The organism is Rhizobacter fulvus (assembly GCF_964020785.1).
The window spans coordinates 5657719-5679429 of record NZ_OZ224516.1 but is presented as its reverse complement, the minus strand read 5'-3'; the positions used below and the strand labels follow the sequence as shown (position 1 = coordinate 5679429).

Annotated in this window: 21 protein-coding genes; 18 read left to right on the top strand and 3 right to left on the bottom strand. The window is 64.7% G+C overall.

Annotated features, from left to right (window positions below):
* The first annotated feature begins 140 nt into the window (after positions 1-140).
* Both ACWH49_RS26865 and ACWH49_RS26860 read left to right on the top strand, forming a co-directional pair.
* A complete protein-coding gene (locus ACWH49_RS26865; protein WP_448174232.1) occupies positions 141-545 on the top strand; it encodes a hypothetical protein in 405 nt (134 codons plus the stop codon).
* Positions 546-552: 7 nt separating this feature from the next.
* Positions 553-906 carry an HU family DNA-binding protein gene (locus ACWH49_RS26860; RefSeq protein WP_448174231.1) on the top strand — a complete coding sequence of 118 codons (354 nt, stop codon included), beginning with the start codon at positions 553-555 and terminating at the stop codon, positions 904-906.
* Positions 907-1040: 134 nt separating this feature from the next.
* Here ACWH49_RS26860 and ACWH49_RS26855 read toward each other — a convergent pair whose 3' ends face one another.
* Positions 1041-6059: an Eco57I restriction-modification methylase domain-containing protein gene (locus ACWH49_RS26855; protein ID WP_448174230.1), complete on the bottom strand. Its 5019-nt coding sequence runs from the start codon at positions 6057-6059 to the stop codon at positions 1041-1043.
* 565 nt (positions 6060-6624) lie between these two features.
* On the opposite strand from ACWH49_RS26855, the gene ACWH49_RS26850 reads away from it, so the two are divergent.
* From ACWH49_RS26850 to ACWH49_RS26800, 11 genes are all read left to right on the top strand, one after another.
* On the top strand, positions 6625-7245 hold the full coding sequence (locus ACWH49_RS26850; protein WP_448174229.1) for a hypothetical protein: 621 nt from the start codon (positions 6625-6627) through the stop codon (positions 7243-7245).
* A 114-nt stretch (positions 7246-7359) separates the two neighbouring features.
* Positions 7360-9147: a PRTRC system ParB family protein gene (locus ACWH49_RS26845; protein WP_448174228.1), complete on the top strand. Its 1788-nt coding sequence runs from the start codon at positions 7360-7362 to the stop codon at positions 9145-9147.
* On the top strand, positions 9144-9695 hold the full coding sequence (locus tag ACWH49_RS26840) for a PRTRC system protein E (RefSeq protein WP_448174227.1): 552 nt from the start codon (positions 9144-9146) through the stop codon (positions 9693-9695). Before ACWH49_RS26845 ends, ACWH49_RS26840 begins: the two co-directional genes overlap by 4 nt.
* 134 nt (positions 9696-9829) lie before the next feature.
* Positions 9830-10270 carry a PRTRC system protein C gene (locus ACWH49_RS26835; RefSeq protein WP_448174226.1) on the top strand — a complete coding sequence of 147 codons (441 nt, stop codon included), beginning with the start codon at positions 9830-9832 and terminating at the stop codon, positions 10268-10270.
* An 8-nt stretch (positions 10271-10278) separates the two neighbouring features.
* A complete protein-coding gene (locus tag ACWH49_RS26830; protein WP_448174225.1) occupies positions 10279-11274 on the top strand; it encodes a PRTRC system protein F in 996 nt (331 codons plus the stop codon).
* A 23-nt stretch (positions 11275-11297) separates the two neighbouring features.
* Positions 11298-12035, top strand: coding sequence for a PRTRC system protein B (locus ACWH49_RS26825; RefSeq protein WP_448174224.1), 738 nt, complete (start codon positions 11298-11300; stop codon positions 12033-12035).
* On the top strand, positions 12035-12727 hold the full coding sequence (locus ACWH49_RS26820; RefSeq protein ID WP_448174223.1) for a PRTRC system protein A: 693 nt from the start codon (positions 12035-12037) through the stop codon (positions 12725-12727). The genes ACWH49_RS26825 and ACWH49_RS26820 overlap by 1 nt, the downstream gene beginning before the upstream one ends.
* Positions 12728-12729: 2 nt before the next feature.
* Positions 12730-13545, top strand: a complete 816-nt coding sequence (locus ACWH49_RS26815) for a PRTRC system ThiF family protein (RefSeq protein WP_448174222.1) — start codon at positions 12730-12732, stop codon at positions 13543-13545.
* A gap of 67 nt (positions 13546-13612) precedes the next feature.
* A complete protein-coding gene (locus ACWH49_RS26810; protein ID WP_448174221.1) occupies positions 13613-14308 on the top strand; it encodes a hypothetical protein in 696 nt (231 codons plus the stop codon).
* A complete protein-coding gene (locus ACWH49_RS26805) occupies positions 14305-14952 on the top strand; it encodes an RES family NAD+ phosphorylase (protein WP_448174405.1) in 648 nt (215 codons plus the stop codon). The genes ACWH49_RS26810 and ACWH49_RS26805 overlap by 4 nt, the downstream gene beginning before the upstream one ends.
* Before the next feature lie 77 nt (positions 14953-15029).
* Entirely contained in the window at positions 15030-15515 is a 486-nt protein-coding gene (locus ACWH49_RS26800; RefSeq protein WP_448174220.1) for an SET domain-containing protein, read from the top strand.
* 24 nt (positions 15516-15539) lie between these two features.
* On the opposite strand, the gene ACWH49_RS26795 is transcribed toward ACWH49_RS26800, so the two are convergent.
* Positions 15540-15758, bottom strand: a complete 219-nt coding sequence (locus ACWH49_RS26795) for an SWIB/MDM2 domain-containing protein (protein ID WP_448174219.1) — start codon at positions 15756-15758, stop codon at positions 15540-15542.
* Positions 15759-15985: 227 nt separating this feature from the next.
* Positions 15986-17101, bottom strand: coding sequence for an integrase domain-containing protein (locus tag ACWH49_RS26790; RefSeq protein ID WP_448174218.1), 1116 nt, complete (start codon positions 17099-17101; stop codon positions 15986-15988).
* A gap of 1290 nt (positions 17102-18391) precedes the next feature.
* Here ACWH49_RS26790 and ACWH49_RS26785 point away from each other — a divergent pair.
* From ACWH49_RS26785 to ACWH49_RS26765, 5 genes are all read left to right on the top strand, one after another.
* Positions 18392-19435: a PRTRC system protein D gene (locus ACWH49_RS26785; RefSeq protein ID WP_448174217.1), complete on the top strand. Its 1044-nt coding sequence runs from the start codon at positions 18392-18394 to the stop codon at positions 19433-19435.
* Positions 19432-19710, top strand: a complete 279-nt coding sequence (locus ACWH49_RS26780) for a hypothetical protein (protein ID WP_448174216.1) — start codon at positions 19432-19434, stop codon at positions 19708-19710. The genes ACWH49_RS26785 and ACWH49_RS26780 overlap by 4 nt, the downstream gene beginning before the upstream one ends.
* Positions 19711-19717: 7 nt before the next feature.
* Positions 19718-20185: a CFI-box-CTERM domain-containing protein gene (locus ACWH49_RS26775; RefSeq protein ID WP_448174215.1), complete on the top strand. Its 468-nt coding sequence runs from the start codon at positions 19718-19720 to the stop codon at positions 20183-20185.
* Entirely contained in the window at positions 20182-20757 is a 576-nt protein-coding gene (locus ACWH49_RS26770; protein WP_448174214.1) for a PD-(D/E)XK nuclease family protein, read from the top strand. The genes ACWH49_RS26775 and ACWH49_RS26770 overlap by 4 nt, the downstream gene beginning before the upstream one ends.
* A 429-nt stretch (positions 20758-21186) precedes the next feature.
* Complete coding sequence (locus tag ACWH49_RS26765) at positions 21187-21642, top strand: thioesterase family protein (protein WP_448174213.1); 456 nt, start codon at positions 21187-21189, stop codon at positions 21640-21642.
* The last annotated feature ends 69 nt before the right edge of the window (positions 21643-21711 follow it).

The window sequence follows — 21711 nt, the reverse complement described above, 5'->3', positions numbered from 1 at the left end:
CACCCATCCCTGGCGGGGAACTTGGGGTTCCCCGTTTGGGATGCTCCAGCCGTGAAACGGCGGAGCGGCTTCGTGGCAACACCTGGCGGTGCGCCATGGACTACTGACCTGAAGTTCTCTTGAACCCAGGCGACGACTCGATGCTGATCGACCAGCGGTCGATCAGCACAGCGCACTGTTCAGCCCGAAGGCCGAACCTGACATTCAGCCATTCGGAGGGCTGGACCGGATCGGAGTCCGGCATCTACAAGGCAGGTAACGACTGCGACGCCAGCAAGCTGGACTTCAGGAAGACCGAGGTCCCCGGTGAAGGCTGCGGGGACGCGATGTCCGCAAATAGCTCTTTGAGTCTGGCAGCGACTTCGATGCGGTTCAAGGCGGCAGGGAGCGGCGGCATTCGATGCCACCCGAAACGGCCGGTGATGTCGCGGGGTTTTGGGTGGCGGCTTGGTTGGGCCACTCCGCCATCAACCGCGTTCTGCCTTGAATGGGGCTGCAGTGCCGGACAATCGCTGCACCCGCAGGTGCGGGGGCAACTCAAATGACTCAGACATGAACAAAGCCGAACTGATCGAACACCTGGCCGCCAAGAATTCCCTGTCCAAGGCCGAATCCGGTCGCATCGTCGAGGCCTTGCTCGACGCCATCGTCACCACGGTCAAGAAGGGCGGCTCGGTGGTCATTGCCGGCTTCGGTTCGTTCAAGCCGCACGCGCGTGCGGCCCGCAACGGTGTGAATCCATCCACCGGCGCGAAGATCAAGATCGCCGCTGCGAAGCTGCCCAAGTTCACCCCGGGTACCGGCTTCAAGGCCGCTGTCGATCCGAAGGCTGCTGCCCGCAAGGCAGCGAAGGCGGGGGCCCCCAAGGTGGTGGCAAAGCCGGCAAAGAAGATGGCGAAGGCCTGAGACCGGGACTGAAGTCACGAGCTGGCGAGCGATACGGCTCGTACGAGCCTTGATGGCCCGGCACTTTCTTCGATTTCGGCCGCGCCAAACAAAAAACCCCCACAGCCTTTCGGCCATGGGGGTGAAGTTGTTCATCAGGCTGCCTGTTGCACCTCTTCGGCGTCGACCTTCGCGCTGCCCGCCTCGTCCTTGTCGAGGTCGAGTTGCCTGAGCAACTCGCGCTGTTTGACGAGCAGATCGGTGAGCCGCCCTTCGTGCTCGAACGGGCGGGCCAGATCCAGCCGGATGGCCTCGAGCCGCTTGCGGCGGGTCTCCAACTGTGCCATCGCATCGGCATGCAGTTTGCCGACCGATGCCAGCGCCGCCAACACCGCTGCCACCAGCGCCGGGCCTGTCTGATAGGGCTCGGCGTTGTACAGGCAATGCCCGGCCAAGTACAGGTTGGGTGTCTCTTCGCCGCGTGCGGCGATGATGGCGAGGTCGAAGCCGCCGAAGCGGCCGACGACCCGTTCGATCATTCGGCTGCCCGTGCGCACCTCTTCCCTGGCGGCCTTCACCAATCCGCGCAGCGCGTCGCCGGCCGCGTCCGGGCCCACGATCTTCCGCCCGGCCAACTCAAGGCAAATGCCCTGCATGGTCTGCGGCTCGATCCGGGTCGCATCCTGTGAATACAGTGCAATTTTCTTCTCCAGCGCCTCGATCATCATCGGCAGTCGGCCCACCTCGCTCTCGTTCGCATAGCGCTGGTTGCGCCACACCGAGAACAGGGTCGAGAGTTTGGCCACCTCTGCGTCGACGCCTGCCTTTTCGATCACGAGCGGGTTGCCTGAGGCCAAGGCCTTCACTTCGGCATACGACAGCGCCGCCAACTCCACGTCTTCCAGCGACCGCAGTCCTTTGTCGCCGCTCATCACCTGAGCGATGAAACGCGCCTTGGTCTCCAGGGTCTGCCACATATAACTGTCAAAGCTTCCTTCCGTCACGTACCGGAAGATCTCCACTTCTTCGCACTCGTTGCCTTGGCGCAGGATGCGTCCCTCGCGCTGTTCGACGTCACAAGGACGCCACGGCGCATCGAGGTGATGCAAGGCCACCAACAGGGTCTGCACGTTGGTGCCGATCCCCATCTTGGCGGTCGACCCGAGCAGCACCCGGACCCGGCCTTCTCGCACGGCTTTGAACAGCGTTGCCTTCTGCACGTCGGTCTCTGCATCGTGCACGAAGGCGATCTCCTTTTCCGGGATGCCGGCCTCGATCAGCCGCTCCCACAGGTCGTCATAGACACTGAACTCTCTGCCGCCCTTGGGCGACGACAGGTCGCTGAACACCAACTGTGTCCCGCGGAAGTCCGCCGTCCGTTGCCAGATGACGTGAATCTCCCGCGCGCAGGCTGCGACCTTGCCGTTCTCATCGAAGCGCGCGCTCGGCGCCACCAGCCGGAAGTCCAGCGCGGCCTTGCGGCCGTCGGTGGTGATCGCCAGCATGTTGTCGTCTTGCGGCTTCACCTTTCCATTGCGGATCGCTTCGGCCCGTTGCACGAGCGTCTGAACAAAGGCCTTCAACGCCTTGCTCGCCGGGCAAGGCACGATGCGCGGTTTGCCGCCACGCAATTTGGGCACCGGCAGGTTCAGCATCTCCGCCGTGCGGATGTCGGCCACTTCGCCAAACACCGCCATCAGCTCGGGCACGTTGATGAAACGCGCGAAGCGCGTGTGCATCCGGTAGCCGCTGCCGTCCGGCGCAATCTCCAGTGCCGTGACGCTCTCGCCGAACGTGGCCGCCCAGGCATCGAACTGCTGCAGCCCGAGTTCCTCCAGCCTTTTGGGCTGGAGGTAGCGCATCATCGTGTGGATCTCGGCCAGGGTGTTGGCCACCGGCGTCGCGGTTGCGAACACCACCCCACGCTGCGCATGCCCATGAATCTGCATCGTGTAGCGCGTCTTCAGGAATAGATCGAACGCGCGCTCCGAGCTGGTCATCGGCAGACCCGCCACCCGCGTCATCTTCGTGAACCGGTACAGATTCTTGAACAGATGCGCCTCGTCGGTGAACAGGCAATCGATGCCGAGGTGCTCCCACGTGAGCAGGTCGTCCTTCTTCTTGTCGGACAGCAGCCTCTCCAGCCGCACCGCCCAGTTCTTCTTCATCGCCTCGAGCTGCTTGACGATCCGGTTGGACCGGTCGTTGCTCTTCTCGGCGCGTACCGCCATCTCTATCTCGTGAATGATCTCCTTGATGAAGGTCTCGGTGAATTGCGGCGACATCTTGATGCGCTCGAAGCTCGAGTGCGTGATGACTACCGCGTCCCAATCGCCCGTGGCGATGCGCGACACCAGCTCGCGCCGGCGGTCGCCTTCCAGGTCTTCCTTGCTGGCCATCAGCACCGACGCGTTCGGGTAGAGCCGAACGAACTCTGCCGTGTACTGCTGCAACACGTGATTGGGGACCACATGGCACGGCTTGTTGACGAACCTCAGCCTGCGCAGCTCCATGCTGGCGATCACGCACACCGCTGTCTTGCCGGCGCCGACCACATGGAACAGCCCGGTGTTGCCGGACTGCACGATGCGCCAGACCGCATCTGGTTGATGCGGATGCAGTTCGTAGCAGCGTGAGAACCCCGGCAGCTTCAGATGCGAACCATCGAAGCGCCGCGGCCGTGTCGCGTTGAACAGGTCGTTGTAGATCCTGCACAGCTTCTCGCGGCGCTCGGTGTCCTCGAAGGCCCAGGCCGCGAAGCGCTCCTTGATCAGCCCCAGCTTCTCGCGTGCCGCCAGCGTCTCGTCCGGATTGACGAAGTACTTGTCGGTTTCCGGATCGCGGTCCCGCACGGTCGGCACTTGCACATTCAATGCGCACTGCACCAGCTCGATCGCGTTCATCCGCGAGGTGCCGAACTCCTGAGTCACCTTCACGTTCTGGCGTGCTTCCCACTCGCCGTACTTCACCGACCAGGCGCCGGCCTCGGCCGAATAGCCCACCTGGCAGTCCTTGAGCTCCAGCACTTGCTGGATGAAGCCCTCGACCTCCATCGCCGGAATCCACACGGCGCCCAAGCGCGGCTCGATGGCCGCAGGCAGCAGGTCTTCCGGCTGCACCTGTTCCAGTGCGTCAATGTTGCGCTGGTAGTCCGAGCCCGACATCGCAACCCGCTTGAGCTTTGCTTTCACGTTGCCCGACAGGTAGTCGTCGGCGGTTTTCCACTCTCCGTCGGATGGATCGAGGAACACCTGGCCCGCTTCGGCGAGCGCGTCCAGCACCGCCTGTTCGGGTGCAGCCAGTAACGCTGCCATGTAGGTCGGATCGACCCGGCCGCGCCATTGGATGGACGCGGCCAGCGCTTCGACTGGCTCGCCCGCCGTGCTGGGCTCCACCACCCGGGTCAGCGTGCGCCGCGTGAACAGCGCTGCCTTGCGCGCGGTGTCGCTCTCATCGTCGTAGTGCTCCAGCGACAGCAGCAGCGGGTAGTCCGGGTCGCGCCGAAACGCCAGTGCGTTGGCCCGCGTGGACAGGCATCCGTGCTTGGCGACGTAGCGGTCGTAGGTTCCGTTGAGCATGGCCCGCAGGTGCCCCAGCCGTCCATCGTCGTCGTCCGCCAGTTGCGCATCGAGCAAAGCCCGGGCATGGTCCCGGATCGCGCACAGTCCCGTCACGCGGGCGCGTTGCGTGGCGTTGAGCTGGTCATGGACATCGACCATCTCGCTGCCCTCGACCCGATGCACCCGCCCCTGATGGAGGCGATAGCTGCCCGGTCGGGCCCCGGCTTGCGCCGCAACCACCACCCGCAGGGGCGCAGGCTTGGCCGCCACCGGCTGGAAGACGCCCGCGGGCAACAGCGCGATGCGCTCCCGCAAGGCGGGCTCGAGGTCGCCTTCGAATACCGCCACCGGCACTTCCTCGTATCCGTTGCTCTCGCGGCGGATGCGGCCGATGCAGAACTCGGGATGCTGCGCGTACCACGCGTTGATCGTCAGGTAGCGTTCATGGCACTGCGGGTGCTTGAGACTCTCAGGCACCATGCCCAAGGTGAGCCACTCCGCCTTGACTTCTTCTGCTCGCTGCCGCTTGCGCAGGAACAGGATGTCGGCCTGCACATCCGTCGACGCAATGCCGGCGAACGCGCCCGTGGGCAGCCGGATGGCGCCCAACAGATGCGCCTGAGAGGCGACGTACTCGCGCACGCCGTCGTACTGGGCATCCATCGTGTGGCTGCTGGTGATGAAGCACACCAGCCCGCCGGGCCGCACCAGGTCGAGCGCGCGGCCGAAAAAGTAGTTGTGGATGCTGAAGCGGGCGTAGGCCCGGTTGCTCACGTCGGCGACCTTGTACTTGCCGAAGGGGACGTTGCCGATGACCAGGTCGAACCAGTTGTCGGGCAGCGCCGTCTTCTCGAACGGCGCGATCCTCACGTCCACGCCACTCGGCACGTAGAGCGTCTTGAGCAATCGCCCGGAAACCCGGTCGATCTCGATGGCCGTCGTCGTGCTGCGCTCGGCGAGTGCACGCGGCATGGCCCCGATGAAGTGACCGATGCCGGCGGCAGGCTCCAGGACGCGCCCGCCGGTGAAGCCGAAGCGTTCCACGGCCTGCCACATCGCCTCGATCACGTGGACCTCGGTGTAGTGGCTGTTGTTGACGGAAGCGCGCGCCGATTCGTAGTCCTCGGTGGCGAGCAGCGCTTGCAGGCGACGCGAACGGTCGGCCCAGCTTCTGTCTTCGGCTTCGAGGTTGAAGCTCGCGGGCAGACCGCCCCAGCCGGTGTAGCGCAGCATGATCTTCCGTTCGGTTGCGGTGGCTGGACGCTCTTCGGCTTCGATCTGGCGCAGCGTGTCGATGGCGGCCAGATTGGCTTCGAACTTCGCGACCGCGCCGGTCAGACCGTTCAGGTCGGAGCGTGTCAGCGGCGGCCAGACAACGCGGCCTGTGGCCTCTGAGGTCGCAGCGACCACGCGCCAGTTGGCACGGACGTTCGCTGGAGCTTGCTCCGGGCCAGCGTCGAGAGTGCTGGCTACAAGTGCCGACTCGACAGGCCCAGCGGGCTCGCAAGTGGCGGTTGAGGAAACGCCCTCGGTCAGGGATGACGGGGCAGGGGGCTTAGGCGTGTCCGGGTCGAACCCGGGCAGCCACAAGGAAGGCGCGGTAATGCGGGCCATCGGTGTGTTCTCCAAATGAATGGGGAACACGGCGACCCATCGGGGAGGCGTGCTCCCCGGGTGGGTTGGGCAAAGAAGGTCGTGGCCGACCCGCAGGCATTTGCCGGCGTCCGTGGACGCACGGGAGTTCAAGGCGAAGCGGTCAAGTCCGTCGCGCGGTGTCGACCGTGATGCGCGTGATGAGCCGGCCGGGCAGACACAGGACTCAGTTCGGCGCAGGGCGCGGAACCAGGTGGCAGCGGCGAGGCGCTGCCGATACATGAAGGCGGGTAACGTCCGCAACGCCCGACACGAATCGGGAGCGCTCCAAAGAGCGCGCGTGGCCGAAGCCGGGTGCCCGCTCAGTGTGCGGGCCAGCGCTCGGCGAGATCGGCCCGCCGATCAGCCGCCTGCCGAAATGCCTGCGAATTGGTGGTCATTGAGGGTGGCAATTGGTACTCGCCGACCGCGCGCTGTCATGGCGACAGGATGTTCGCGCGGAGATACCCAGCGAGTGGCATGACGGTGCGTGGATGTGGACAGGGGCGGGGCTTGCACAGCAGCCGCACTGCGCGAGGCTGCTCGCATGGACTCACGACACCCTGAACTCATCGGCCCGCTCCACCACGGCACCCGCTCGCAGGCGGCGACAGTCATCCTGAGGGAGGGCTTTCGTCGCGGCCGAAGTCGGAGCTACACCGGCACCGGCGTCTGTCTCAGCGAGACGCTCTCGGTGGCCTACGAGTACGGCATGTACGAGACGGGCGGCTGCGTGTTGCAGACCTGGCTGTCGCCGACTGCACGGTGGGTTGATAGAAGTGGCTGCATTGCATTGGAGCGCTCAGCCGAGCACGACACCTGGGATGACTTCTTCAAGACCTCCGGGCTGGACGCCGTTGGCGCCTACGCCGGCAACGTCTGGGTGGTCTGGAACCCGCAGGCCTTGACCCTGGTTCGCAGGCTGTCGCACCGCGACGCCATCCAGGGGCTGTGCGCGCAGTTCGACAGCGATGGCCCCGACCACGGCTACAACGGGGTGGTGTCGGACTACGCCGGCATCTGGTGGGGCCGCGAGACGGAAGACCCCAACCTCGGGCGCCTTCCGGATCATCTGCGCCGGCTGCAGCGCACGCTGGAGCGCTGCGTGGGCCGCACGCAGTCGCAGTTGCTGCGTTCCGTGACCGCACCGGCGGAACACGCCGCCTGACCGTCGCCGCGTCCCGCAACTCCGTGTCGACCGGTTCATCGCTCGACCTTGAAGACCTTGCCAGCGCGGGGACCATGAAGCATGCCCCGTGCGGGCCGCAACCCAGGAGAACCCATGCAACTGACCTTACCGATCTCTCGGATCGTGCAGGGAAAGAATCCCCGCGAGTACTTCGATCCCGACGAGATGGCCGAACTCGAAGAAGGCATTCGCGCCTTCGGCGTGATCGAGCCCATCATCGTGCGCCCCGTCCCGGACAGCGACCTGCTTGAGATCATCGCCGGCGAGCGCCGCTGGCGCGCCGCCAAGAACGTGTTCGGCGACAGCTACGACATGCCCGTCGTCGTCCGCGAAGCCAGCGACGCCGACAGCGAGGCTATCGCGTTGATCGAGAACTACCACCGTGCCGGCATGTCGGTGGCAGAAGAGGCGCGCACCGCGCAGCGCCAGTTGCTGAGGAACCGCGGTGACAAGCAAGAAACTGCGCGCAACCTTGGCTGGTCGCCGGACGTGCTGGAGCGCCGGCTGGCGCTGATGGCCTGCACGCCCGCCGTACTCAAGGCTCTGACGCAGCGTCAGATCAGGGAGGGACATGCCGAACTGCTGGCGGGTGTTCCCCCCGAGAAGCAGGACACCGTGCTCTCCGCCATCGTCGCGCACAAGGTGCCGGTCGTGGTGCTCAAGTCGCAACTGGGCCAGTACGTGCGACGACTGGCCGACGCCCTCTTCGACACGGCGCCATGCACCGGATGCCCACACAACTCTGCGCGGCAGGCGGGACTGTTCTCCGAGTCGCTCGGCGACGGCTACTGCCAGCACCCGACGCACTTCGACGAACTGACGTTGCAGGCCGTGGTCGCCAGGGCCGCGGCCTTGAAGGACGAGTACCCGGTGATCCGGATCGTGAAGCTCACCGATGGATTCACGCCACTGACGGTTTCGGCGGAGGGGGCGCTTGGCGTCGGTGACGATCAGTACGTTTCATGCCGAGGGTGCCAGTCATTCGGTTGTGCCGTCTCGGCGATGCCCGGCTCCTACGGTGAGGTCACGCGGTCGCTGTGTTTCGACGCGGGGTGCAACAGCCAGAAGGTCGCGGCGTGGCGCAAAGCGCAGCGCGACGCGGGTCCGAAGCCTGAGCCGCTCGGCGGAACGAGCCGGAAGAAGAGTGGTGCGCACAAGAGCGGAAAGCACACACACGAGCCGGCGAGGCGCGCGGTCGCAACCAAACCCTCGAACCAGACGCCACAACGCGTTGTGGATCACCGTATCGCGCAGTGGCGCCGATGGGCAGCGAACGCGCTCATGACGCAGCCCGAACGGAATCACCGCGTCCTGATCGCTCTCGCGCTGGCCGGACGCGGCAGCGATCTTCGCAGCGAGCAACTCGGCAAGGTGATCGAGAAGCTTGCAGCGAGCGGAGGCCTCCGTCACTCGGACCTCGGAGGCCACCTGCGCCGCGCGGACGCCATCGGAGCGGATCAACTGGCGAAGCTGGTGCAGGCCGTGGCCGCATCTGCTGCGTTCGGCGTCGATGTGCACAACCTTGAGCTGCTGTTGAACTACCTGGAGATCGATGAATCGCGCCACTTCCTACTGGACAAGACCTTCCTCGATCTGTTCACGATGAGCGAGCTGGAAAGCCTCGCCGGGGAGATCGGCTTGAAGCGAGCGATGGGTCAGGGCTTCAGGACTGCGCGGGCTGCCAAGAAGGCCGAGTTCATCGCAGCGCTGCTGGCTGTCAAGGGATTCGAGTACCGTGGCACGGTGCCGCAAGTCATGCGCTATCCGCGCCATGCCGTCACCGGCGCTGCATCCGACGAACAGGAGATGCCGCAAGAGACCACAGAGGATGGCGCCGCCGACGCGCCGTCCGACGACGAAACGCAGGCTCTGGCAGCGTGAACGCCGAACAGGCACTGGACACCCAGGGGACGCCCCATAGGATGAATCCATCGGGTGTTCCCGTTCAAGGAGTGAATGACATGAAGATGTTCGAAGAACTGCATGCGCTGGCGATCGGCGCGACCCTCACGATGACCGTGAGCGCAGACGAGAAGACCGGCAGGATGACGATCAACGTGATCCCGAAGCCGAAGAAGGACGTGGATGAACCGGCGCTGACGAAGGCGCTCAGCCTGACGGCCACGCCGCAGGAATTCGATGCCGGATTCGTGCAGGCCCTGCGGGGCTATCGCGAGGTCCGACACAGCCTCGCTGAACAGGCGGAGGCGACCAAGGAAGTGCTGGAAGCGGCCAAGCTGGCTTCGGTCAAGAAGGCCGGGGACGCGGCATCCAAGGCCGCAAAGCCTGCCGCTTCGGCCCGCTCCACCCCGGCCGCGGTCGCGACTGCGATCCATACCGCGAACGATGTGGCCGACGACGAGATCGAGAACGACAGCGCCGTGCCCGCAGCGACCACCGGCGGTGCCTCGTTGGACCTGTTCGGCTGAGAACGTGTGTCCTCCGATGACCGACCGCGATGCCTCGCCTGCACGACGGGGCTTGATGGTCGGCAGTCCGCTGAGAGACTGACTGCAAGGCAACCGAACTCTGGTTGCCGTCATTGAAGACACAAGGAGTGACGATGTCCATCGAAGTCAATGAAATCCAGCGGCGCTTCCGCTACAACGGCATCCTGCTGCCGGACGTGCCGGGGCTGGAGCCGCGTGAAGTGCGCGATCTGTACAGCGCGCAGTACCCCGAACTGGTCAGCGCCGAAGTCGAACCCGGCGAAGTACGCGACGGCGTCCAGGAGTTCACCTTCAGGAAGGCGGTCGGCACCAAAGGGGCGACACACCGTATTGGATCGCGCCTCGCCGCCTTGTTGGCAGAGGTCGGCGCCGAGGCCGATGGTGGCGTCTCGGGTGTGGACGGCAAACTGGTCAAGGCCATGAGTCGCGGCAGCGTGAAGCGTTGTGCGCAGGCCTGGAGTGCCTTCGTGCAGCGCGCGTACGCGGCCAATCCGAGGCAACGCGATGGCTCACGGCTCACGCCGCCGAGCGAAGCGCTTGCGCCACTGCCGTGAATGGCTCGATGACGCTGCCGCGTCTTGAAGCAGCCATCCCCAGGACCTTGGTGCCCTATGAGTTGGCGAGCGCCAACGCCGCCGTCTCGCGCTTTCTGATCCAGGCGGGTGCCGTCCGCGAGGGTGACATACCGGCCACGTGGGACGACACGCTGCGAGTCTGCGAGCAGGCCCTCGATGCATGGGTCAAGCGCGAAGTCGGCCCGCTGCATTGCCTCTCGCCGGGTTTCGCGATGGTGGCCGTGAGTGACAGCGGCGGTCATCGGGTTGCACGCTCCGGCGTGCCACTGAGATACAGCGCCGTCGACCTCTACTGGTACGAGACGCGGGAGCACGAGTGGCCGATAGGCGAGGGGCTGGAGACACTGGAACGCGCGCACCCGGGCTTGGGCGCCGTCGTACTGAAGGTGCTGAACGATCAAAGTCGTTACGTCTATCCGCTCTTCACGCCCGATCTGGCCTGCGACGTGGCGACCTACGTCTACTGGTGCGGCGAGGAGAACGAGGAGATCGCGCTGGACATGCAGTGCGGGGAGGATGATGAGGCGAGGGCAGTGACGCGCGAAGAGATGGTCACCCGCGCGACGCTGGAAGCGGCCTATCCCGAGTGGGCGAGGCGCTGGCCTCACACGGACCGGCGGCAAGGTCGGACGCCGAGCTTGCGCAGTGCGGCACGAACGCTCAAGGACCCGAAGGCGCAGCAGATCGCTGCCGATGCGCTCGCGTTGTCCCGTCTGCGGTTTGAAGACCAGTTCCGGCCCGACATCGAAGGCGAGTACATCGGCTTCGGCGCGGTGCTGTCCTGGCACGAGAGCGACGTCACGGTGCGCATCTACGACGATCTGCTGAACATGGCGCATCAGGCCGAGTGCTGCGACCGCATCGGTGAACTGCAAATTGCGCTGGACGCGCCACAGAGCATGGGCGCGTGGCAGAAGGCCATGCGCACGCGCTTCAAGGCCATCGGGCTGATCGACCGCTTGATCCACCAGCTTTCGGCGTGAGACTGGATGCCAAGGGGACGGATATGAATCAAGCGGAGTTTTCGATAAGGACCCAGACGGATGGCGTGCTGCGGCTGGATCGCGCAGTGCTGATCTACCACGGTGCATCGGGTAGCGCGTTTGCGACCGTGCATGCGGTCGAGGACGCGGATGGCGAGGCGGTGATCGGGGCGGGACAGGCGATGACGCCGCGCGCCGCCATCGATCTGGCGCGTGCACTCAGCAAGAGCGTGGCGCATGCCGGCTTCCTGCCGGAGACCGTGCTCTACATGGACGGCGACCTGTTGGTGTGGTGGTTGCCACCGGGTAAACGGCACATCTCGTTTCGTACCGAAGGGCACGAGCAACAAATGGGCGCGGTCGAGCGTGGCGAGACGGTGCCGCAGCCCGGGTTGGTGTTTGCGGCCTCGAACCGGGCCTGGAAGGTGTGGGCTGTCAAGGGCAGCGCCCGGCCCACGCCCGCCACACCGCTGTACCAGGCCCCGTACTTCAACGTGTACGCCAACGGCGACATCTGCCAGGGCAACGTGCCCGTGCCCGAGGGCACCACCGCAGAGAAGATCGGCGCGTGGAACGATGCTTTCTTGCGCTCCTACTTCACCCACCCCAACGCTCAAGGCGAGCTCGTGAGCTATCGCGGTGGTGCCTATGCGTTCTGGCGCGACATGCTAGACGGGAAGTTCAGCCGCTTCCCGGAGCGCGTTCTGGTGGACGCGAAGACCACGCTTGGGGCACTGCTCGGCATGAAGGAGGTCGCGTGATGGACCCTCGCGAAGTCGCACTGCAGACGGCCTGTCCGCTGGTCGCCGCGCCGCGCTTCGGCGAGCTGCCCGACATGCCCAACGGCCAGCGCGTGATCATGGCGGCCAATGGCGTGTTCGTGCAGATCAAGCTGGACTGGCTGGACTGCGTGCAGCGCTTGATGCCCTCCGTCCCCGGCATGCCCCTGCCCTATGGACAGGTGGACGAACGCATCGCCTTCTCGTTCGGCGTATTGCCGATTCGTCTGATCGAGGCTTTCGTGAAACAGGGGCGGTGGGGGCTGCCCGATGAAGTGGCCGGTGCCCTGATCTACTCGCGCAGCACGCGCACCCTGCGCCTGGAGATGTGCGAGGCGGTGCGAAGCTCACCGACCCGCATCGACTATCGGATGCTGGCGCTGGCCGATGACGAGACGCTGGCGGTGGACCTGCACACCCACGGTCAAGGCGCGCCGTTCTGGTCGGACGACGACGACAGGGACGACCAAGGCATCAAGGTCGCCGGTGTCTTCGGATGCCTGCACCACGATCAGCCCAGGGCCGAATTCCGCTTGGTGCTCAACGGCATGTACAAGGCACTGCCGCACCCTTGGCAGGCGGCGGAGCGAATGGCCGAGGACCACCGGGAGGACGCACTTGAGACAGGCGTCCTGCGAAAGATACTGAACTTGTTGCACAGAGCGAGGGGCTGACCGTGGAGCATCGAATCGACAGGGCACTGCTGGATCGTCGCGTCGCCATCCACTTGGTTGGCGTCGGCGGCAATGGCGCACAGATGGCGCCGTGTCTGGCGCGGCTGGACATTGCGATGAAGGCGCTCGGGCATCCCTACGGGCTGCATGTCGCGGCCTTCGACGCGGACCGCGTGAGCGAAGCCAATGTGGGACGCCAACTCTACAGCCCTGCCGACGTGGGGCGCTTCAAGGCACTGGTGACGATCCACCGCCTGAACCAGTTCTACGGCTTGGACTGGACGGCGCATCCGGTTCGCTACGAGGACTACCAGCGCGAACGCAGAATCCACCTGGATGCTGACATCCTGATCAGTTGCGTCGACAGCCGAGCGGCCCGTCGCGCGATGCACGCCCTTGTGTTCCATCCGCATACCAACTATCGCTACTGGCTGGACCTCGGCAACACCGAATCGACCGCCCAGGTGGTGCTCGGCCAAGCGCCCAAGCGAACCGGGTCGGTCGAGGGCGCGTCGCACCTGCCCTGCGTCACCGAACTGTTCCCCGAACTGTTGGACGAGACCGTGTCGGACGACAACCGACCGTCATGTTCGGTGCGCGTGTCGCTGGCCTCGCAGGGACTCTTCGTCAACGATGTCGCGGTGCGCTTCGCGGCGCAACTGCTCTACGAGTTGTTCTCCAGGGGAGGCATCTCGGAGCATGGCGTGATGGTCAACCTGGACTCGAAGCGCTGCGGTCCCATCGAAGTCGATCCGAGGACGTGGCAGCGCTTCGGGTACGTGGAAGCGAACGAGGAGGAAGCCATCCACGTAGGGTGAAGCAGTGGGTTTGATGGAATTGATGAGAGTGTATAGAATATCATCTGTTCCATCGGAGACCGGCGCAATGAGCAAATCCTCTTCTCAAGCGGCAGTGCCCGGCGATGTGCTGTCGTTTCAGCCCTGGACGCCGACCGCGGCGCAGACTCGGGCCGATCCCGCCCCGGAGAAGTCCAGCCATTCGTATCTGCTGCAGGTGCACAGCGACGCGATGTCGCGGGTACTGGAAGCGGTCATGCCGATGCTGGACCGCGTGCTGTCGCAGAAGACCGCGGAAATCCGCGAACAAAAGCTGGAAGAGTTGGTTGACTTCATCGCCGGGCAGATGGTGGTGCCGAGCCGGATCGACACGAAGATGGCGCAGCGGCTTGCGGCTCGGCACGCCCGGGTGCTGAACGAGTTCGGCTTTGCCACCGCCGAGCAGCTGGCCGACGCGAATCAGTCCCGCGCCGGGAACCGCAACGCGCTGGCAGACAACTGGAAGAAGCGGCGCCAGGTGTTCGCCGTGCGCCATCGCGACGAATCCGGCCGGCCGCGGGAGGTGTTCCCGTTGTTCCAGTTCGAGGACCACAAGCCGATCAAGGTGGTGCAGTCAATCCTTGAAGCCTTCGGCGAGCACAAAGCACCCTGGAAGCTCGCGCTGTGGTTTGCCTCGAACAACGGCTGGCTACCGGGGCAGGCTCGCCCGGTCGACCTGCTGGAGTCGGCACCGGACGCGGTTGTGCAGGCGGCCCGGCGCGACGCGGCCGGGAGCGCGGCTTGAGTTGTCGAGCGCCGGGAACGAAGCTCGACCCGCTGATCGAGCCATGGCCTGCGGGGCAGGCGATCCACGTCATCCACGATGCGGCGCTCGAACCGGAGAGCTTCAATCCGGGCATCGACGCCGCCGGCACGCTGCGCAAGCCGACGCGGTTCGCGCCGATTCGTGACGCCAAGGGTCGCGTCGTGCCGTACCTGTACGGCGGCTCATCGCGTGACTGCGCAATCTTCGAGACCGTGTTCCACAACGTGCCGATCGACGCGCCGGACAAGTTCGTGGACCTGGACGATTTTGCGAATCGCGCGTACGGCCGGATCGTGCCCAACCGCGACTTGCAATTGGTCAACCTGACCACGGACGGACTCCATCGCCTGAAGGTTCCGAAGTCCGAACTGATCACGAGCCCGCCCATCGACTACCTCGATACGGCGCGCTGGGCCGAAGCGATCCACCATCAGTTCGCCGGCGTGGACGGCTTGTTCTGGATGTCGCGGCAACGCGATCGTGATCAGGCGCTGGTGCTGTTCGGGGATCGCGCAGCCGCAGCGCTCACGGGCACGCGCATGGGTACCGCGCTGCGAGGCAACGACGTGCTGCGCCAGGCCATCCTGACGTTGGCCTTGCGCGTGGGCATCGATGCGTCGTGACGGGTCATCGATGTGCGCGGTGCGCGTATAGGAATGGTGACTCTGCCGCCGCGAAAACTTCGCGACAATTCAGCTCCATGAAAATTCCCAAACGAATCGCCGATGGGGCGGACCTGAGCGCGGTCGAGGTACGTCGAAGCGACGTCCACGGACGGGGCGTCTTCGCGCTGCGAAATCTGCGCGCCGGCGAGGTGATCGGGCACTACGCGGGCCGGCGCTACGGACCCGACGACACCCACCCTGGCTGGAACGACCAACTCACCTACTTGTTCGGATTGTCGGACGGGTCCGTCATCGACGGCGCGCAGGGCGGCAACGCGACGCGGCACATCAATCACGCCTGCATACCCAACGTCGAGGCAGTCGAACGACGAGGCGCCGATGACGAACTGTTGATCGTCGTTCGCACCATTCGCGCAATCCAAGCCGGCGACGAACTGTTCCTGGACTACGCGCTCGTGATCGACGGCGACGATCCGTCCGACTATCCGTGCGCGTGCGGCACGGATGCGTGCAGGGGCACCATGGCCGCGCCCGCCGCGATGACGACTTTGGCGGCCTGAGTTCACGCCGGGATCAGAGGACCGTTAGCTCAGGTGCGCGTTCACGAGCTTGGTCATCTCGAACATCGTGACCTGGCGTTTGTCGAACACGGCGAAGAGCTTGTCGTCGGCGTTGATGAGCCTGCGGTTCTGCTCGTCCTGAAGTTTGTGCGCCTTGATGTAGTCCCAGAGCCGCTTGGTGACCTCGGTGCGCGGAATGGGATCGGCGCCGACGACAGCAGCCAGCACCGGGCTGATCGTCATCGGTTTCGCAAACGCCGGGTTTGGCGCGCGCTTCTTGCCTTCGGGCTTCGCTGCGGTGGGCTTGGTGACGATGGTCGTACTCCTTGAAGTGTGTGGAACGGGCGTGGGCGGGAACCGCCTGCCTGAGGGGGCCGAATCATACGTGCGGCGCCTGCTGCGCTTCGTCCGCCCGCACCGACGAAGGTGTTGTTCGCGGCCGGTCACGGCGACGTGACTCCGGCTCCCGATCATCGTCCGGCCTTGGCGTCGGTGGGTTCAGTTTCTGGCTGGCAACTGCACGCTCTACTGCGCATAACAACCGACTGACCTAAATAAGCACCAGACGCGCGAATACGCGAATGCCCCGCCAGCCGGGACACCGCCTGCCGAGCTGCCGCATCGGCTTCCGGCGATAACGCATCACCACCACGCACCGGCGGCGCATGGCCGGTCAGTGACTCGAAGTGATCGATCAAGGCCTCGTGGCGCAGGCCATGCGCCGTCACCCCGAGTTGCTTGAACGTGATGCCGAATTTCTCCAGCACATAGTCGAAGCGCCGAAGGTTCTTCTTCAGGTCGTTGGCGGGATCGCCCATGTGGGCGTCCCGGCCGCTCACCACTTGCTGAGCGAAGGCCAGCGCGTCCGCGCGGGCGGGCCGGTCCAGCGCGATGTGGCGAACGCGACCGCCCTTGCCCTTGACCCACACATACCGATCCGCTGTCTGCTCTTCGTCCGGCAATCCGGTATCGGCAAAAGACACGACGTTTTCGTAGGGACGAAACAGAACCGACTCCTTGCGGCGCAGACCCATTGACTGGATCAGCCGCAGCGAAGCGCCGACGTAGCGGTCGTACTCGCACACCTTTGCGATCAGCGCGTCGATGTCCACGCCGTTCGCCGACCAGCTCTTGTCACGCTGCGCGTACTCGTGGCGCTGGTATTGCTCGACATTCAGCCCGTAGTACGCGGGCTCGCGCACGAAGCCGTTCTTGCCCATCCACATGCCGAGCCCCCGCAGAAAGCTCAGGTACGTCTGGATGGTGGCCGGCGCCTTATGCTCCCGCTGCCACACCTGCACCATCGCGCGCAGGTGCTTCTGCCCGAGGTTGCGCGGATCGGGCAGCTTTTTGAAGCCGGCCTTCTCGTTCAGATCACGAAAGAAGCGCCGCAGGAACTGAGCGCGTTCGTGCCGCGTCTTGTGCGACACGGTCTTGTCCAGCGAGGTGTGTCTGGCATTGAAGAGTTCCAGCAACAGGCCCAGGACTTTGAGCGGTGGTGCCCTGCCCGGCCGATAGCGTTCGAGGATCTGGTGCGGGGTCTGGCCCGCCCATTCTTGCCGGCGCACGGGGTCGTGCTGTGCCATGCGCCCAGCGCTCGCCGGCTCTTGGCGGCGGCGACGCGAGGAACGACGAGATGGGCGAGGAGGGGCCGGGCGCGAAGTGGTGTCAGACATGAGTTGTGCTCCGAGGTCGAGTGCCCGCCGCCCGAACGGCAGGCACGTTGTGATGAACGTGGAATCGCGTGGAAGACATCGGCAGGGCGGACTCCGTCGCCCTTGCCGGTGCGTGGTCGTGTGTTGGAGCGCAGCCCGCGACCACGAACGTCGCTGCGCCTACCCAGGGGTTTGCCGATCCGCACACATGCGCGGATCGGCTCGGTCGTTCTTAAAAATGAAACGGGGGTGATCCGTCCCACTCGCGCATTTCTGCGGCCGTGGGGTTGGTGATGCCGGCACACCTCGAGGGCGTGACGATCGACATCGGCGGCAAAGTCAGGCCTTGCACGCCACTGGTGGATCAGTTCTGGATTCGTGGCGCCATCCACTCGCATGGGTCCACCCCTGACCGAAAGTCCAGGGCGGTGTCGAGTCTGTGAGCGAGGGCGCGCGGGGAGCCTAAGAAGGCAAACACAACCGCGCGGTGCGTGGAACGCGTGCTCAAACGATGGCGGGAACATCGGTGCGGCATCAGGTGCCGACCGGAGGATCGAAGGCAGTGGCGCGTTTCAGGAACGCCCGGCGATGAACGCCGGCAAGCCACGGCACATGCACTACGAAGAAGACCTCGGGGCTACCACCTCGGGGGCGACAGCTGTTCCGGTTCGAGACCGGAGCTTGAAGGGCAGGTAACGACTGCGACGCCTTTTGCTCCATCAGGAGCATGGCCAGGACGGCCATCGGGAAACCGTAGTTGACGCCGGCGACGGCGATGGGTCAAGCAGGTATCGCCAAAACCGGCCTGATTCCGCGGGGGTTGCGGGTGGCGAATTCGGGTGTCGGGACGCGCGCTTGAGCAGTGCTTATTTTCCGGGAAGGGAGGGGAGCGAGACTGCATGCGGGGTTGACAAGGGAAAGTGCTGCCTCTGGTCCCTGGCGGAACATTGGCGGCGTTCGCTGAGGTGATCGACCCAGTGTCAGCCGCCGCGACCTGCGGGGTTGACGCGCGAACTTCGGGTGAGAGCGTGGTGACACACGTGGAGGCTCCCAAAGAAGTCTCGATCTCGAGTGTCAGCGCACTGCCTGCGCGTTGTCGGTTGACTGACGCTCAGCGGAGGCTGATCGCGATATCGGGCTCTTCCGGCGGGGATTCTGCGTGGCGCGACCGCATCGACCTGTCAATGCTGGTCACCCTCGAACCTGCCTTGGAGTCTTGAAATGGAATTGATCGTCAGAGCGGTGGATGTCGGGTCCGGCAACACAAAGTTCGTCACGGCCGCCGCGGGCACCGACATTCGCTGCATCAGCTTCCCGTCCATCGCCTATCCCAGCAGCGATGCGTCGCCATTGTGGCCGGCCAGCGAGCGCAGAAAGACCGTGTGCATCCCGGTTGGCCCGCTGTTCTATGAGGTCGGTCCCGACGTCGGCCTTGCGGCGGACACCTTTCGCGCCAAGCAACTGCACGACGAATACACCGAGTCACCCGAATACCTGGCGCTGCTGCGAGGTGCGCTCAGCATGATGAAGCTCAGTCACATCGACCTGCTGGTGGTCGGCCTGCCTGTCGCCCTCTTTGCGGTCAAGAAGGCCGCACTGGAGAAGATGATGGTCGGCAGTCACGACATCGGAGGCGGCAAGACCGTGACCGTCGGCAAGGCGCTCGCGGTGGCGCAGCCTCAGGGTGCGTTGGTTCACTACGCGTCCGAGCACAAGAAGATGGCCACCATCGGGAGCGAACAGAGCCTGATCATCGACCCAGGTTCGCGCACTTTCGACTGGCTCGTAGCTCGGGGCATGCGGCTGGTCCAGAAGCAGAGCCACTCGTTCAATCGGGGCATGTCGGACGTGTTACGCATCCTGGCGGCCGAGATCACGAAGAGCATCGGTTCACCGTACCGGGACTACGACGCCATCGACCTGGCGCTTCGCTCCGGTAAGTCGCCTGTGATCTATCAGAAGGCCTACGACATGAGCCGTCATCTGCCGCTGGCGGAGTCGGTCGCCGAGCAGGCCGTGTCGACGATGAAGGAATGGATCGCGTCGCCGCACAGCCTGCAGAACATCATCCTCGTTGGAGGCGGGGCGTTCCTGTTTCGCAAGGCGGTGAAGGCGGCGTTTCCGATGCACCGCATTCACGAGGTCAAGGAGCCGATGTTCGCCAACGTCCGCGGTTTCCAGCTCGCGGGGCAGAACTACGCGCGCAGTTCCATGGCAGGCGCTGGACGTGAGCGCGCGTCGGATACGGCGGGAGAGGGCGCATGACCAACGACGCGTCGAAGGATGCCGCGACCATCCGCCTGGTGTTCGAGCTTGCGCGCGCGGACCATCCCCGGCTGTACGACGATCTGATTCGGTTTCCGAAGGGTACGAAGCGGATCAACCGACTGCGTGTCCTGGCCTACGACGGCCTGCTGACCCAAATGGGCCAACTTGTGGCCGTCGACCTGGCGCCTCGCACGCGAGTGACACGGAGCGACGCCGAGGAAGGATGCGGCGAGGTGACGAACGAAATGTTCGCGCCGTCGCACGCGGAGTGAGGCCTCGATGGCAAAGCATCGCAAAGGGCCTCCGGGTGATCGCCCGATCAGCGCCTCAGAGCTGGCGCAAATGGGACGGTGTGAGAGGCTAGTGCTGTTCGAGCATCTGCATGGAACGCGCCGAACGGAGAGCCAGCAAAGAGACAGGAAGCGGGGACTGCTCGCACATCAGAAGTTCGAGCAAGAAGGACTCGATGCCTTGTCTGGAGACGTGCGGCGGCGAGGTCGATGCTTCATCTCCACCTGCTTGTTCGGTGAGGCATGGCAAACCGAGGTCCTTCGTCGGTTCCGGGAGGTCGCGTGGCGCCCAAGGCCTTGGGGGCGCTGGCTCATCAAGCTCTACTACCGCATGGCACCGGGCATCTGCTCGGTGCTGTGCCGATGGCCTGTCCTGCAGAAGCCTGTTCGAGTGGCGTTGGGTTTGATCGCGGTGGGCTCCCGCTGGTGGCTGAGACGACGTGGAGACGACGAATGAACGCGCTGGTATGGATCGTTTGCGGCTTCTCTGTTCTCGTCGCCCTACTGATGGTATTCCGGGCGCGAAGGGGAGTACCAGGTGCCCAGACGGCTTCGACAGAGCGAGCTTCCAGGCCTGCGGCGCTGCTCGATGCGGAACTGCTCTACATAGAGAAGTCGTTTCGTTTGTCGAGGCCAGTACACATGGTTGCCAAACTCGACCGGGCATACCGGAAGCCATCCGGCTTCGTCGTGCTGGTGGAGTTCAAGAGCCGGCGGATCCGCCGGCCGTTCCTGTCGGACGTGATTCAGTTGTCGGCCCAGCGGATGGCAGTGGCAGGCCAGACGCGACAGAACGTAGCACCCTACGGGTACGTGGTGGTCAAGACGCCGAGCAGGGCAGCCCAGCACACAACGCACCGTGTTGAATTGATGTCGGAGGAGGTCGTGGTCGCCTTGGTCAGACGACGGCAGGACATCCTTGCAAGTCGAGTCGAGCCTCGTTACGCAGAATCGAAAGCGATGTGCCGAACCTGTGCGTTCCGGTCGGAATGTGACGGTCCCCATCTTGCAGTCTCGCGCCGCCATTGAGTTCTTCGAAACGGTCGGCGCTTCGGATAGGTGCACGAGGATCCGCGTCTCCGAGACGTTGATGACGCCGGGGAGAGGCCCGAACACAACCTCGCGCGCACGAGCGTGGCCGCGGAGGTCGGTGGCGGCGAAGACGCAATGGCGTCAGGTCACTGCCCGGCATGGCTGACCCAACGCCGTTGGCGTGAAGTCAGACGCGCACGACCGATGACGTCGAGCCGAGCCTAGTCGCGTCGCAGCGTTCCGCCTTTCGAACGCCTACAGCATTTCTGGACGAGTTTCGAAGGCCTTTGGGCGGCGGCGCTTCCGCATCAGCAGATGTCGAAACGCCGCGTCCTTTGCCGTGTCTGGTGCTTGGGGAGTTGCGTGAGTCCACGTGACCATGATGACTCCTTGCCCTTCCAGCACCGCCAACAACCGATCCACTTCATGAACCATCAACAGGTCAGCGAGATATGCTTCGAAGAGACCTACGTCGTGCCAACCGATCAAACCGCACGTTCGCTGTTTACGCGCTTACCGCACGGAAAGGCCTACGCCGAAACGCTGATCGAGTGCCTCGCCACGGGGTATCTCATCGCAGTTGTTGAATCGATCTGCATTCGGGAAATGCAGCGGCATATCGATCCGGCGGCAGAGGTCGTTGTCGGACGCGACATCCGGATCGAACATTGCGGGCCGATCCCTTCCGGCGCGAAGGTTCGCCTCTCGGGTTGGGTGGAGCGACTGGGAAACCGCAGCACGACTTTCTGCGTGCGTGCCCATGATGACCATGAGCTTGTTTGCATGGGCCAGGTGACGCTGGTCGCGGCCGATCGCGCGTCAATCGAATCAAGGATCGCGACAAAGGTCAAATGCTTGCGGAAGATGGGCTTCGAGGACTAGGCTTGGTTGTCGAACAGCATGCGGCAGTAGTCAGAGGCCCAGGCCCAGGGTCCGAACGGGCTCAGTGCG